The sequence below is a fragment of the Antarctobacter sediminis genome (assembly GCF_019218285.1).
GTDB classification, from domain to species: Bacteria; Pseudomonadota; Alphaproteobacteria; order Rhodobacterales; family Rhodobacteraceae; genus Antarctobacter; species Antarctobacter sediminis.
This window is the reverse complement of record NZ_JAHUZG010000001.1, coordinates 1,415,442-1,428,694: the sequence shown is the minus strand read 5'-3', so window position 1 is coordinate 1,428,694 and position 13,253 is coordinate 1,415,442. Positions and strand designations below refer to the sequence as shown.

Sequence of the window (13,253 nt, the reverse complement as noted above, 5' to 3'; positions counted from 1 at the left end):
GGATGTGAGATGACGGATATGTCGCGCCTGTTGCGCCCGCGTTCCATTGCCGTGATCGGCGGCGGGGCATGGTGCGCCAATGTGATCCGCGAGTGTCGCAAGATGGGGTTCGACGGGCCGATCTGGCCGGTGCATCCGAAACGCGCCGACGTGGGCGGGCTGCCCGCCTTTGCGCATCTGGAGGACCTGCCCGGGGTGCCCGACGCGACCTTTATCGGCATCAACCGCGAGGCCACGGTCGAGGCGGTGCGCCTGCTGTCGGCGCGGGGCGCGGGCGGGGCGATCTGTTTCGCCTCGGGCTTTGCCGAGGCGCAGGCGGAACTGGGCGATGGCGCCGCCTTGCAGGCGGAGCTGCTGTCTGCTGCGGGCGCGATGCCGGTTCTTGGTCCGAACTGCTATGGCTTTGTCAATGCGCTGGACCGGGCGCCCTTGTGGCCGGACCAGCATGGTATGGTGCCGGTCGAGCGGGGCGTTGCGATCTTGTCGCAAAGCTCGAACGTGGCGCTGAACCTGACCATGCAGAAGCGCGGGCTGCCGATTGCCTTTCTTGGGACCGTCGGCAATCAGGCGCAGGTGGATCTGGGCGCGCTGGGCATGGCCTTGCTGGAGGATGAGCGTATCACGGCGCTGGGCCTGTACATCGAGGGCATCAAGGACATACGCGGTTTCGAGGTACTGGCGGCGCGGGCGCGGGATCTGGGCAAACGGGTGGTGGCGCTGAAGCTGGGGGCCTCGGAACAGGCAAATGCGGCGGGGGTGTCGCACACAGCCTCGCTGACCGGGTCGGATGCGGGGGCGCGTGCCTTTCTGCGGCGGATCGGCGTGGCGCAGGTGTCGTCGCTGTCGGCACTGTTGGAGACCCTCAAGATCCTGCATGTGGCAGGGCCATTGGCGTCGAACCGGGTGGTGTCGGCCTCGTGCTCGGGCGGCGAGGCGAGCCTGATGGCGGATACGGCGCTGGGGTTCGACATTGAATTCCCTGCGCTGGTGCCCGCACAGCAGGCGGCGCTGCGGGCGGCGCTGGGCCCCAAGGTGGCGCTGGCCAACCCGTTGGATTACCACACCTATATCTGGGGTGACCTGACCGCGACCACGGCCTGTTTCGACGGGTTGATGTGGGGTGAGGATCTGGGCCTTGGGGTGGTGGTGCTGGATTTCCCCCGCGCTGACCGTTGTTCGGCAGAGGATTGGGACGTGGTGATCGAGGCGGTGGCCGCTGTGCAGGCGGAGGCGCCGATGGCGATCCTTGCCAGCATCGTCGAAACCCTGCCCGAAGTGGTGGCCGAACGGCTGGTGGCACGTGGGATCGTGCCGCTGTGTGACATGGCCGCGGCGCAGGAGGCGATTTCGGCGGCGGCCTTTCTGGGCCGCGGCTGTGCCCCGCTCCCGGTGTTGGTGGAAGCTGAGCCGTCGGAAATTGAGTATTTGGACCAAGAAGAAGCACAGGATGGTGTTCTGCCCGAGGCGGTCGCCAAGGCGGCGCTGTCGCGGGCGGGATTGGCGGTGCCGGGGTTCGAGCGGGTGTCGTCGGCCCTGGAGGCCTGTGCGGCTGCGGGGCGGGTCGGATTTCCCGTGGTGCTGAAGGGCGAAGGCTTTGCTCACAAGAGCGAGGCGGGCGCGGTGCGGCTGAACCTGGAGACGGGTGAGGCCGTCCGTGCGGCGGCGGAGGCCATGGACGCGGCGGGCTATCTTGTTGAGGAGATGGTCGGGGGCGCGGTGGTGGAATTGTTGCTGGGGGTATTGCGCGACCCGGCGCATGGTTTTGTGCTGACGCTGGGCGCGGGCGGGGTCTGGACCGAGATTCTGGACGACACGCAGGTGTTGTTGTTGCCGGTCACGGCGCAGGATGTGCGCGACGCGTTGGGCCGGTTGAAGATCGCGCCCTTGCTGGCGGGCTATCGCGGGGCCGCGGGCGCGGAGATGGAGGCCATTGTGGCGGCCGTACAGGCGGTGCAGGCTTTTGTCGCGGCGCATGCGGATGACATCGAAGAGGTGGAGATCAACCCGTTGATCTCTACCGCGACGCGGGCGGTTGCGGCGGATGCGCTGATCCGTTTGACCATGAGACAAGCAGAGGGAGGCATCAATGCCGCTTGAGATGAACAGGGACGTCTTTATCACCTGCGCGGTGACTGGTTCGGGCGGGACGCAGGACCGCAGCCCGCACGTGCCGCGCTCGCCCAAGCAGATCGCCGACAGCGCCATCGATGCGGCCAAGGCCGGTGCGGCGGTGGTGCATTGCCACGTGCGTGACCCGGAGAGCGGCGCGCCTTCGCGCGATCTGGCGCTGTACCGCGAGGTGACAGAACGCATTCGCGATGCCGAGGTGGACGTGGTGCTGAACCTGACGGCGGGCATGGGCGGGGACATCGTCTTTGGCTCGACCGAGGCACCGTTGCCGGTGAAGGCGGAAGGGACCGACATGATCGGGGCCGAGGCGCGGGTGGCCCATGTGGCCGAGTGCCTGCCGGAAATCTGTACGCTGGATTGTGGAACGATGAACTTTGCCGAGGCCGATTACGTCATGACCAATACGCCCGGCATGTTGCGTGACATGGGCGCGCGGATGACGGCGCTGGGCGTGAAGCCGGAGATCGAGGCCTTTGACACCGGCCATCTGTGGTTCGCCAAACAACTGGTCAAGGAAGGGGTGCTGGACGGCCCCGCGCTGGTGCAGCTGTGCATGGGGGTGCCCTGGGGCGCGCCGGATGACCTGAACACCTTCATGGCCATGGTGAACAATGTGCCGGACGACTGGACCTTTAGCGCCTTCGCGCTGGGGCGGCACCAGATGCCCTATGTGGCTGCCTCGGTCCTTGCGGGGGGCAATGTGCGTGTGGGTCTGGAAGACAACCTGTTCCTCGACAAGGGCGTGTTGGCAACCAATGCGCAGCTGGTGGATCGGGCCGTGGGCATCATCGAAAATCTTGGCGCGCGGGTGATGACTCCCTCAGCGGTGAGAGAAAAACTGGGCCTGACCAAGCGCGCGCCGAAATAGCGCTTGTTCCCATCCGCTGGCGCTTGCAAGGCTGGTTTGCGCTAACAGGGGAGGGGAGCGATGCCACGGATCGGGATCGGGATCATTGGCGGCGGCTACATGGGCAAGGCGCATTCCGCCGCCATGGCCGCCGTGGGGACGGTGTTCGAAACGCGGCTGAAACCGCGATTGGTCAGCATCGCCGGATCCTCGCCCCAGAGCGGGGCGCGCTATGCAGAGGCCTATGGGTTCGAGCGCGGGGCGCGCGACTGGCAGGCGCTGGTCGCGGACCCGGAGGTCGAGGCGGTGGTGATCGCCTCGCCGCAATCCACTCATCGCGAGATTGCCGAGGCGGCCCTGGCGCTGGGCAAGCCGGTGCTGTGCGAGAAACCCATGGGGCTGAACCTGACCGAGGGGCGGGCCATGCAAGCGGCGGCGGAGCGCGCCGGTGTGGCGAATATGGTCGCCTATAACTACAGCCGGACACCGGCGACGCAATTTGCCCGCCAGTTGATCGGCAGGGGTGAACTGGGCCGGGTGCATCATCTGCGCATCGAACATACCGAGGATTTTCACCTGACCTCGATCCTGCCGCCATGGCGGTCGCAGGGCGAGGCGAACGGATGTCTTGGCGATCTGGCGCCGCATCCGGTGAACGCGGCGCTGGCGCTGGGCGGGCGGATTGCCGAGGTTCACGCGATGATCGAGACGGTTTTTCCCGAGCGTAACGGCGTGACCGTCACCAATGATGACCAGGTTCTGATGACCCTGCGCTTTGAGAGTGGTGCCAGCGGGCATCTCTTTGCCAGCCGCGTCGCGACGGGGCGCAAGATGGGCTATGCCTACGAGGTCACGGGGGACAAAGGCGCGCTGCGGTTCGATCAGGAGGATCAGAACGCGCTGTGGGTTTGTGATGGCACGGCCCCCGCCGAGCGGGCGGGCTTTACCAAGGTGCTGACCGGTCCGGCGCACCCGGATTATCGCGGGTTTTGTCCGGGGCCGGGGCATGGCACCGGCTATCAGGATCAGATCATCATCGAGGCCAAGGATTTCCTTGCGGCCATCGACGGGGGCGCGCCGGTCTGGCCCAGCTTTGCCGACGGGGTCGAGGTGCATCGGGTGATCGCGGCGGCGCGGGCTTCGGTTGCTTCGGGCGGCTGGGCGCGGGTCAGCGAGTTTTGAGCAGTCCGGGGAGGAGACAGGGCATGGCAAGATTGAACTGGGGCATGATCGGGGGCGGCGAAGGCAGTCAGATCGGCCCGGCGCATCGGTTGGGCGCGGGGCTGGACGGGGCTTTTGACTTTGTCGCGGGGGCGTTGGACCACCGGCCCGAGGCGGGCCGCGACTATGGTCAGCGGCTGGGGCTGGCCGCCGATCGGGCCTATGGCGACTGGCGCGAGATGCTGGAGGGGGAGCGGGGGCGCGACGACCGGGTCGACCTTGTCACCGTGGCCACGCCAAACGCGACGCATTTCGAAATCACCAAGGCCTATCTGGAGGCCGGGTTTCACGTGCTGTGTGAAAAGCCCATGACCATGACCGTGGAGGAAGGTGAGGAAATCGTCGGCCTCGCGCGTGAGAGCGGACGTATCTGCGCGGTTAACTATGGCTATTCCGGCTATGCGCTGGTGCGGCACATGCGGGCCATGGTGGCGCGGGGGGATCTGGGCCGTGTGCGCATGGTGGTGGCAGAGTTCGCCCATGGGCACCATGCCGATGCCGCTGACGCGGACAATCCGCGCGTGCGCTGGCGCTATGACCCGGCGCAGGCCGGCGTTTCGGCGCAATTCGCCGATTGCGGGATTCATGCGCTGCACATGGCGTCCTTTGTCATCGGGCAAGAGGTCACGCGGCTTTCGGCGGATACGGTGAGTTGTATCGACAGCCGCGTGTTGGAGGATGACGCGCAGGTGAACCTGCGCTTTGACGGTGGCGCGGCGGGGCGGCTTTGGACCTCGTCGATCGCGCTGGGGCGTCAGCACGGGCTGACCTTGCAGGTCTTTGGCGAGAAGGGCGGCCTGCGCTGGGCGCAGGAACAGCCGAACCAACTGTACTGGATGCCGCTGGGCGGGCGTCTGGAGGTCATGGAACGTGGCGGGCCGGGTCTGTCGCCCGAGGCGGATCGCGCCAGCCGGGTGACAGTGGGCCATGCAGAGGGGATGCCGTTGGCTTTTGCCAACCTCTATTCCGACCTTGCCGAGGGGATCCGGGCGCGCAAGGAGGGGCGCGACATGGATCCGGCGGCAGATCTGTATCCACGGGCCGAGGATGGCCTGCGATCCATGGCGGCGGTGTTCGCGGTGGCCGAAAGCGGGAAGGCGGGTGGCGTCTGGATGGACGCGCGTCCGCCGATGTTCCGGTAATGAAGGGGCCGGTGGTCGGACGCTGTTCCGCGCCTGCGGCGCGAAAGGCGCCCCGCCCACCGTCCTTTTGGGCGCTGCCGCTCAGGCAACCCGTTCGAGATTGACCTCGGGCGTGACGCCCAGCGCAAAACAGACATCGCGGGTCAGTTCCGGACGGTTCAGCGTGTAGAAATGCAGCTTGTCCACGCCCTGTTCCAGCAGGTCCGAGCAGAGCTCGGTACAGATGGCGGTGGCCAGCAGATCCTCGCGACCGTCGCGCTGGGCCTTTTCGAAGGCGTCCGACACCCATGTCGGGATATGCGTGCCGCAGCTTTCGGCAAAGCGGCGCGCGCCGTTCCAGTTCTCGATCGGCAGGATACCCGGCACCAGCTTGTCGCCGTCGATGCCCGCCTTGGCGCAGGCATCGCGGAAGCGGAAGAAAGTCTCGGCCTCGAAGAAGAACTGGGTCAGGGCCTCTTCGGCACCGGCGTCCAGTTTGCGCTTGAGCCAGTCGATATTGGCCTGCTGGCTGGCGGCTTCGGGGTGGCAATCGGGATAGGCACCGACGCGCAGCGCAAAGCGCCCGGTCTGGGCCAGCGCCTCGATCAGTTCGATGGAATTGGCGAAACCGTCGGGATGCTGAGCAAAGCCCGCCGCGCCTTTGGGCGGGTCGCCGCGCAGGGCAACGATGTCGGTTACGCCAGCCTCGGCAAAGCCTTCGGCGATGGCCAGGGTCTCGGCACGGGTGGCATTGACGCAGGTCAGATGCGCCGCCGTCCTCAGGCCGGAATGGCGGTGCAGCGTGGCCACCACGTCGCGGGTCAGGTCGCGGGTGGTTCCGCCCGCGCCATAGGTCACCGAAACGAAACGCGGCGCCAGCGGTCCCAAAACCTGTACCGCGTCCCAGAGACGAAAGGTCGCCTCGATGTTCTTGGGCGGGAAGAATTCGAAAGAGATTTCGGGGCGCTGCATTTGCGAAGTTCCTCTGATCTGTTGCAGCCCTTGTCGCACGCGCAGCATTGTGAGACAAACTCATAAATCTCAAGATCAACATGAGGTGGATGCGAGGAAGCGCCGATGCATATCGAATTTCGTCACCTTCGAACCATCAAGGCCATCCATGACGCGGGCGGAGTGGCGCGGGCGGCGGACATGCTGAACATCACGCAATCCGCGCTGAGCCATCAGATCAAGGGGCTGGAGGATCAGGCAGGGGTCGAATTGTTCGTGCGCCGTTCAAAGCCGATGAAGCTGTCGGCGGCGGGGATGCGCCTGCTGCGGCTGGCCGAGCAGATCCTGCCGCAGGTCGAGGCGGTGCAGGCCGAATTCGACGGGTTGCGCAGTGGCAAGGCCGGGCGCCTGCACATTGCCATCGAATGCCACGCCTGTTTCGAATGGCTGTTCCCGGTGCTCGAAGGTTTTCGCAAGCAGTTCGGTGATGTGGACGTGGATATCCGGCCCGGGCTGGCCTTTGACGCGCTGCCTGCGCTGATGAAGGAAGAGGTGGATGTGGTGATCTCCTCCGATCCCGAGGAACTGGCGGGCGTGACCTTTGTGCCGCTTTTTGACTACAGCCCGGTTTTCGTGGCCTCCGCGTCGCATCCGCTGGCGGAAAAGGACTGGATCGAGGCCGAGGATTTCCGGGGGCAGACGCTGATCACCTATCCGGTGGACCGCGCGCGGCTGGACATCTTCAGCCAGTTGCTGACCCCGGCCAAGGTAGAGCCCGCCGCCATCCGGCAGGTGGAACTGACGGCGGTGATCCTGTTGCTGGTCGCCTCGAACCGGGGCGTTTCCGTGCTGCCCGATTGGGTTGTGCGCGAGGTGAAATACAGCTCGGACTATATCACCCGCCCGCTGACAAAAGAGGGGCTGACCCGCCGGCTGTATGCGGCGGTACGGACCGAGGATCTTGAAAAACCCTATATGCAACTGCTGATCCGGCTGGCCGGGGAAGAGGCCCGCAGATTGCAGGCGGCGTAACGCGCGCCGCCTGCCGCCTTAGCCGATCAACAGGTTGTCGATGCCGATCCCTGTGCCCGGATCGTAGGGAAAACGATTGTCTTCGTTGATCGAAAGGGTGGCGGTGAAATAGATCAGTTCGCCCACTTCGGCCAAGGCTGTGTCCAGCGGAACATCCGCAAGGCTGTCGACCAGCACGGCGGAACCGTTCACCACTTCGTAGGTGAGAAGGTCCCATTCATCCAATCCGTCATCGGCACCCCTAAGCGTGTAGCGCGTGCTGCCGTCAGCCCCGGTCATGGAAAAGATGACAGAGCCGTTTTCGTCCAGCCCGTCATCCCCCAGGACGTCAAAGTCGAGGATATGGAACCCGCCCGGGTCCGAATAGGCGAGCGTGGCGCGATCCAGCCCGCCGCTCCAGCTGTCGTTCGGCAAATAAAAGGCGTTGTTGCCGTCCTCGGCCGTGTCGTTGACCGGGTCCGGTGGATTGACCCGTGGCGGGTTGGAAAAGATGCGGGGGCTGTTCTTGTCTTCGACGGTCCAGCCAAAGGACATGCCGTCTTCGGTATAGTTGCCGGTGCGGACGGCAAAGAGATTGTTGACGTAGCTGATGTTGAACGTCCGGCTGATGCCTTCGTCAAAGTCGATCAGAGTCGCGTCCGTGATGCCCGTCACATCGACAAGGACAACCTGAAGCGGCGACAGATTTCCTTCGCTGTCAGTCAGTTGATAAAGAAAACTGTCGGTTGCCGTGTCACCCGTGTCCAACCCTTGCAACTGTGGGGCGCCGGTCGGATCATAGGCGATACTGCCATCCGGGTTGACCGAGATCGCAGCGCCCATGGTCGATGTCGTACTGACCAGTGACAGGGTGACGGCATCGCCCTCGATGTCAAAGTCATTGCCCGTCACGTTGATCGCCGCCAATGGCGTGTCCTCATCCGTGGCTGCATGGTCAGGGCGGGTAAATGGCGCGTTGTTCTGCCCGACAGCAAAGATGAAATCGTCGAATTCGAGGAACTCAAGCTGCCTTGTCTCGGCGGTTCCAAGGGCGGTTTCGACAAACAATCGCCCGCCATTGCCCTCGGTCAGGATCGCATCCTGAAGGCTGCCGGTAAAGACGGCGGTATCGATCCCGCCATTGCCAAAGATCACATCCGGGCCGCCGTTGCCGATGATCCGGTCGCTGCCATCGCCGCCGATGATCGTTTCGCCGTTGCCAGAACCGATCAGTTCATCGTCGCCGTCGCCGCCGATGATGCGCTGTGCGAACCCTTGCAGAATGTCGTTGAAATCAGTGCCGGTCACGGGCCGGCCTTTGCCAGTTGGTTGAGGCATCGTGTTCCCCCTGATGCAAAATGCTTCGGAAAAACAAAAGTTGACTCGTAATTTGCCCAAGGTAACACGAGCGGCCTTTCGGAGGAAATCCGTTGGACGTCAGCGGTTCGGAGGGCTGCCTTGGTGGCGCTGGGTCAGCAGGATTGACCGGCTTGCGCGCGGGCCAGATCCCATCGGTTTGCATAGGCCATGCCCTGCACAGGTTCATGTGCGGTGCTCATGACCTCACCGGCCTTTTGGGCGAAGCAGGCGCAATCAACATCGGTCAGGTTGGACCGGCACCAAAGGGCCGGATCTGCCGGGGCGGTGGCAAGGCCGGGCGGCGGCGATCCGGTGCGGGGCAGGCCCCCCTGCGTCAAAGGCGGCAAACGGTTGACCCCTGCCACCAACAGCGCAACAGAGGCCAGAACGGCGGCATATGTGAACCATCTGATCGGCGGCATTGGCACCTCTGGTCGGTCAACCGGTGACATGCCGGGTCTGGGCTCCGCATCAACGGGTCAGGGCAAAGGCCCGGCGTGGCCAAGGTACAGGCTGCGCGATGCCGCGCAAAGCAAGGAAAAGGCGGCATTTAATTTGAAAGCGATAGGTCCGGCAGGGAAAGGACCCCGTCCGTACGGCAATCAACCGAATGGCCGGGCGACGCCGCCCGGCTTGATGTGCAGGACAACGGGTTCCGGGCCGAAGGCGGCCCGCCCCTTGTTCAGAGAATCTTCAGGTCAGAGGCCATGGTCCGGCCATCCCGTCCTTCGCGCAGTTCGTAGCTGACCTTCTGGTTATCGGCGAGCCCGGTCAATCCCGAGCGTTCGACCGCGGAGATATGAACGAAAACGTCCTTTCCGCCTTCCTCTGGTGCAATGAAGCCATAGCCTTTGGTGGTGTTGAACCACTTCACGGTGCCGTTCGGCATAATTCCCGTGCTCCTATTCAAGTCCTCGCGTTCATCCCCGCCCGACACGGAGAAGGCCATATCCACCGGATCCGGCCGCGAAACACCAAGGGCGCCTAAGCGGAACAGGTGAATATCACAGGTCTGACATTAGCGCAGAAAGGCGAAATACAAGAGTCCCGCACTCGCATTTCACGCAAAACTTGCCTATCTCACGGCACAGGATCGCCAATTGCCAAGGGATTGTGCATGATTATCTACGGGTTGAAGACCTGCGACACCTGCCGAAAGGCGCGAAAAGCCTTGCCCGAGGCAGAGTTTGTCGATGTCCGTGAATCCGGTGTGCCGGCGGACATCCTGAACCGGGCGCTGACCGAATTTGGCGACAAGCTGGTGAACACGCGGTCGACGACCTGGCGCGGGTTCGACGAAGAAACACGCGCCTTGACCCCGGAAGCGGTGATCCGCGCCCATCCGACAGTCATGAAGCGCCCTCTGATCGTCCAGGAACAGCGCCTCGTTCTGGGCTGGGACAAGGCCGCGCAATCCGCGCTGGGTGTCGGCTGAGCCGCAAGGAGACAGACAGATGAGAAACGCAGCCCTGACCCTGGGGATCATCGCCGGTGTGATCGGCATGATCGTCGGCTTCTTTGGCTACGGCTATACCGAACTGGCCAGCCGCATGGGCGAGGTCGAAGAGATGTTCGGCATGTTCGACGATCCGCAGACAGTGCGCATCGTCTCTTTCCTTGCGCCCATGCTGGCCATTGCCGGTGGCGCCATGGCCAAGGCGCGCGCGCTGTGGGGCGGTGTTTTGCTGCTGGCTTCGGCGGCGGCGATGTACCATGCCTTCGGCTTCAATGTTTTCACCATGTTCCCGATCGGATTTGCGGCACTTGGCGGTGTCCTTGCGCTGGCCGCGGGAAAACCGGACGAGCCCAAGGCGCATTTCTGACACCAGGCAAGGGGCGCTCGCTTTCTGGTGAAAGCACCGCCCCTGCCACCGTCCCTTCGGCCTGTGCTCAGGCCATTGCCTCACGGGGGGCCGGGTTCAATCCCAGCAGCCGGTCGATGGACAGCGCCCCCGCGCCCCGGATGACGAGGATCAGCAGGCCAAAAGCCCAGAGCAAACGTTCATCCAGCAACTCGTAGCGGGTGTCGAACAGGCTGCCCAGATCCGCGCCATGGCCGGTCACGTCCACCACCGTCTGCACAAAGACAAATCCGATCATGCCAAGCGCCGCCAGACGCGTCACCAACCCGATCACGATCAGCAACGGCAAGAGCCACTCGGCATAGGTGCCGGCGTAGGCAATGACATCGTAATGAAACCCGAGTTTCGACGTGTTGTAGCCCGCCGCCTCGAACGCCTTGGGGAACATCTGCGCATAGGTCCCCGATTCCAGAGTGAAGAAATCAAAAAGGCCTTCCTCCCCCTTGCGGTCCCAGACCTTGGTGCCGGCGGAATTCCAGTAATAGCGCAGCAGCGTGGCCGCAAAGACCAGCCGTGTCAGCAGCGGCAGGACCTGGTCTCCCAGCCGCTCGACGAGGCCAAAGACGGAATTATGCAAAGTGATGAGACGGTCCATGGGATCCTCTAGTCGGTCTGAAGGTCGGAAAACGCCCCCTGCTGCAAAAGCAGGGTCAGCGTCGCGGAAAGGTCGAAATCGTCAACGGCTGTCTCGGCAGCCTGACCAAGGCTCTGGCCCCGCCCAAGCGCGGCAAGGAAACCGGCACCACCTTGCGGCAACAGGTTCAACTGCGGGTCGAAACCAGGACGCGCGATCAGCACCTCTTCGGCCCGGGCAGGCGGTTTCGGCTGGCCGCTCTCCATCGTGAACCGGTAAATCGACAAAACCGGCCAGCGCGACGACAAGATCCGCACCTCGGGCGCAAGCGAAAACCGCGCCGCCATCAGCGCGTCCTCGTCGAGGGCGGCCAGCCGGGTGGCATCGAATGGTGCCGAATCCGCCGCGTGATAGCTTTGCCGCAGCGCCAGTTCCAACCGGGCCACATCGCCCAGATAGCCAATGCCGCGCAGCGCCTCGATCTTTTCAAGAAAAGCCGGAAACCCGGCACCGTAATGCATCATAAGCGGGGTCGAAGGCGGTTCCGCCCGCAGGTACATCCCCGCCGCGCGTGAAAAATTCTCGGCCCCGATCAGCTTGGCCACGGCTGGAAAGCCACTTTCCAGCGCCTCGCGCAATGCCACGGCCACGTTGTTGCGATAGACATCATAACGCCGCCCCGCAGGCCGTCCCGCACCATCGGTCAAGCCATGGGGCACCGGCGCGTCGCCACGCAGCAGCGCGTCGCGAAAGCCGGTCTCGGTCGTGCTGGCCAAAGTCATCGGAAACCCTTTCGTGTTTCTTCTGTCCAAAAATATCCCGGGGGTGAGGCCGCAGGCCGAGGGGGCAGCGCCCCCTTCGCTCAGGCCGCCACCCGCGCCAGCGCGGCCTCGGCCCGCTGGGCCTCTGCTGCCAGTACCGGCCAGTCGGGCACGTCATTGTCCCATTCGATCAGCAAGGGCCGCGCGCCTGCGTGGTCCAGAACAAGATCCAGCAGCGCCCAGACGGGTTCGGCCACCTCGCGTCCATGACTGTCGATCAGCAGCGGCGCACCATGGTCGTCGTGATCCTCGTCGTGGCCAGCCAGATGGATTTCGCCCACCGCCTCCAGCGGGAACCGGGCGATATAGTCTTGCGGGCTGTAGCCAAGGTTGGTCGCCGAGATAAAGACGTTGTTCACATCCAGCAGCAGGCCGCATCCGGTGCGCCGGGTCACTTCCTGCATGAAATCGGTCTCTTCCAGCGTGCTTTCCGTGAAAGCCAGATAGCTGGAAGGGTTTTCCAGCAAGATCTTGCGGCCAAGCGCCTCCTGCACCTCGTCGATGTGGTCGCAGACCCGCGCCAGCGTCGCCGATGTATAGGGCAAGGGCAGCAGGTCGTTCAGGAAATGGCTGTCATGCGTGGACCAGGCAAGATGTTCGGAAAAACTGGCGGGGTTCAGCCAGCCCATCAGCTTCTTCAACCGTGCAAGGTGTTCAGGGTCCAGCCGGTCCGGCCCGCCGATCGACAGGCCAACTCCGTGGACCGAGATCGGGAACCGTTCGGACAGGGCGCGCAACTGTGCCAGCGGCCTGCCACCATCGCCCATGTAATTCTCGGCATGAACCTCGAACCAGCCCACCGGGGCGGGAGCGTTGAGGATGGCCGAGTAATGCTGAGGCTTGTAGCCGACGCCGGGCAAGGGGGGGAGGGTGCTGGATGTATCGAACATGGGTCCGTCCGTCTTTTGGGGTGGGGCAGGCCCAAGGGCCCGCCCCGGGGGTGCGATCAGGCCTCGGGGAGGTCACGCTCCAGCGCTTCCAGCGAGCCCATGCGCGCGGTGCCGTCGGCCATCGCGGGCAGTTCGATCTCGGCGCAGGTGCCTGCGTCGACCAGCGTCCATGCGTTGCCCTGGTAGTCAACGGTCGAGGTGCCGGCGCAGGTGGTGCCGGGGCCTGCGGCGCAATCATTTTCGCCGGCGAGCGAAACGCCAAAGCATTTTTCTTGGTCCATGGCATGTGCGCCGGTGGCGGCAACAGCGGCGGCGACGGCACCCACGAGGGCAGCGGCTTTGAGAGTCTTGGACATTGGAGTTCCTCCGGTGGTTTGCAGTGTTGCGAAACTTGGCCTCGGGCTGATCTGCCCGTCGGTGAAGCCAGATTGCCGTGCCGGGGGGATCCGATCGACTCACGCCCGCG

15 protein-coding genes are annotated in these 13,253 nt (G+C 64.3%); 7 read left to right on the top strand and 8 right to left on the bottom strand.

The genetic code is table 11. From position 1 onward, the window contains the following. Positions 1 to 9: 9 nt before the first annotated feature. From KJP30_RS06940 to KJP30_RS06925, 4 genes are read left to right on the top strand one after another with little or no spacing between them, the layout of a single operon-like run. Positions 10 to 2,097, top strand: coding sequence for an acetate--CoA ligase family protein (locus KJP30_RS06940; protein WP_218448241.1), 2,088 nt, complete (start codon positions 10 to 12; stop codon positions 2,095 to 2,097). Beyond that, entirely contained in the window at positions 2,087 to 2,998 is a 912-nt protein-coding gene (bcoG, locus tag KJP30_RS06935) for a 3-dehydrocarnitine:acetyl-CoA trimethylamine transferase BcoG (protein ID WP_218448240.1), read from the top strand. The genes KJP30_RS06940 and bcoG overlap by 11 nt, the downstream gene beginning before the upstream one ends. Positions 2,999 to 3,058: 60 nt before the next feature. Beyond that, positions 3,059 to 4,159, top strand: coding sequence for a Gfo/Idh/MocA family protein (locus tag KJP30_RS06930; RefSeq protein ID WP_218448239.1), 1,101 nt, complete (start codon positions 3,059 to 3,061; stop codon positions 4,157 to 4,159). Positions 4,160 to 4,182: 23 nt separating this feature from the next. Next, on the top strand, positions 4,183 to 5,340 hold the full coding sequence (locus KJP30_RS06925; RefSeq protein ID WP_218448238.1) for a Gfo/Idh/MocA family protein: 1,158 nt from the start codon (positions 4,183 to 4,185) through the stop codon (positions 5,338 to 5,340). Between the two features lie 81 nt (positions 5,341 to 5,421). On the opposite strand, the gene metF is transcribed toward KJP30_RS06925, so the two are convergent. Then, positions 5,422 to 6,291 (bottom strand): methylenetetrahydrofolate reductase [NAD(P)H], encoded by an 870-nt coding sequence (gene metF, locus KJP30_RS06920; RefSeq protein ID WP_218448237.1) that lies wholly within the window; start codon positions 6,289 to 6,291, stop codon positions 5,422 to 5,424. 105 nt (positions 6,292 to 6,396) lie between these two features. On the opposite strand from metF, the gene KJP30_RS06915 reads away from it, so the two are divergent. Beyond that, a complete protein-coding gene (locus tag KJP30_RS06915; protein ID WP_218448236.1) occupies positions 6,397 to 7,302 on the top strand; it encodes a LysR family transcriptional regulator in 906 nt (301 codons plus the stop codon). 18 nt (positions 7,303 to 7,320) lie between these two features. Here the strand turns inward: KJP30_RS06915 and KJP30_RS06910 are convergent, their stop codons facing one another. The 3 genes from KJP30_RS06910 to KJP30_RS06900 form a co-directional block, all read right to left on the bottom strand. Next, a complete protein-coding gene (locus tag KJP30_RS06910; RefSeq protein ID WP_218448235.1) occupies positions 7,321 to 8,589 on the bottom strand; it encodes a cadherin-like domain-containing protein in 1,269 nt (422 codons plus the stop codon). 164 nt (positions 8,590 to 8,753) lie between these two features. Continuing rightward, positions 8,754 to 9,062, bottom strand: a complete 309-nt coding sequence (locus KJP30_RS06905) for a hypothetical protein (protein WP_218448234.1) — start codon at positions 9,060 to 9,062, stop codon at positions 8,754 to 8,756. 260 nt (positions 9,063 to 9,322) lie between these two features. After that, positions 9,323 to 9,529: a cold-shock protein gene (locus KJP30_RS06900; protein ID WP_218448233.1), complete on the bottom strand. Its 207-nt coding sequence runs from the start codon at positions 9,527 to 9,529 to the stop codon at positions 9,323 to 9,325. A gap of 228 nt (positions 9,530 to 9,757) precedes the next feature. Here KJP30_RS06900 and KJP30_RS06895 point away from each other — a divergent pair, with 228 nt between their 5' ends. After that, positions 9,758 to 10,075 carry an ArsC/Spx/MgsR family protein gene (locus KJP30_RS06895; protein WP_218448232.1) on the top strand — a complete coding sequence of 106 codons (318 nt, stop codon included), beginning with the start codon at positions 9,758 to 9,760 and terminating at the stop codon, positions 10,073 to 10,075. 19 nt (positions 10,076 to 10,094) lie between these two features. Beyond that, entirely contained in the window at positions 10,095 to 10,463 is a 369-nt protein-coding gene (locus KJP30_RS06890) for a hypothetical protein (RefSeq protein ID WP_218448231.1), read from the top strand. A gap of 67 nt (positions 10,464 to 10,530) precedes the next feature. Here the strand turns inward: KJP30_RS06890 and KJP30_RS06885 are convergent, their stop codons facing one another. The 4 genes from KJP30_RS06885 to KJP30_RS06870 form a co-directional block, all read right to left on the bottom strand. After that, positions 10,531 to 11,097 (bottom strand): DoxX family protein, encoded by a 567-nt coding sequence (locus KJP30_RS06885; protein WP_218448230.1) that lies wholly within the window; start codon positions 11,095 to 11,097, stop codon positions 10,531 to 10,533. Between the two features lie 8 nt (positions 11,098 to 11,105). Next, positions 11,106 to 11,858 (bottom strand): HvfC/BufC N-terminal domain-containing protein, encoded by a 753-nt coding sequence (locus tag KJP30_RS06880; RefSeq protein ID WP_218448229.1) that lies wholly within the window; start codon positions 11,856 to 11,858, stop codon positions 11,106 to 11,108. Positions 11,859 to 11,938: 80 nt separating this feature from the next. Beyond that, positions 11,939 to 12,787 carry an MNIO family bufferin maturase gene (gene bufB / locus KJP30_RS06875; RefSeq protein ID WP_218448228.1) on the bottom strand — a complete coding sequence of 283 codons (849 nt, stop codon included), beginning with the start codon at positions 12,785 to 12,787 and terminating at the stop codon, positions 11,939 to 11,941. 56 nt (positions 12,788 to 12,843) lie between these two features. Further along, positions 12,844 to 13,143, bottom strand: a complete 300-nt coding sequence (locus KJP30_RS06870; RefSeq protein ID WP_218448227.1) for a BufA1 family periplasmic bufferin-type metallophore — start codon at positions 13,141 to 13,143, stop codon at positions 12,844 to 12,846. Between the last annotated feature and the right edge of the window lie 110 nt (positions 13,144 to 13,253).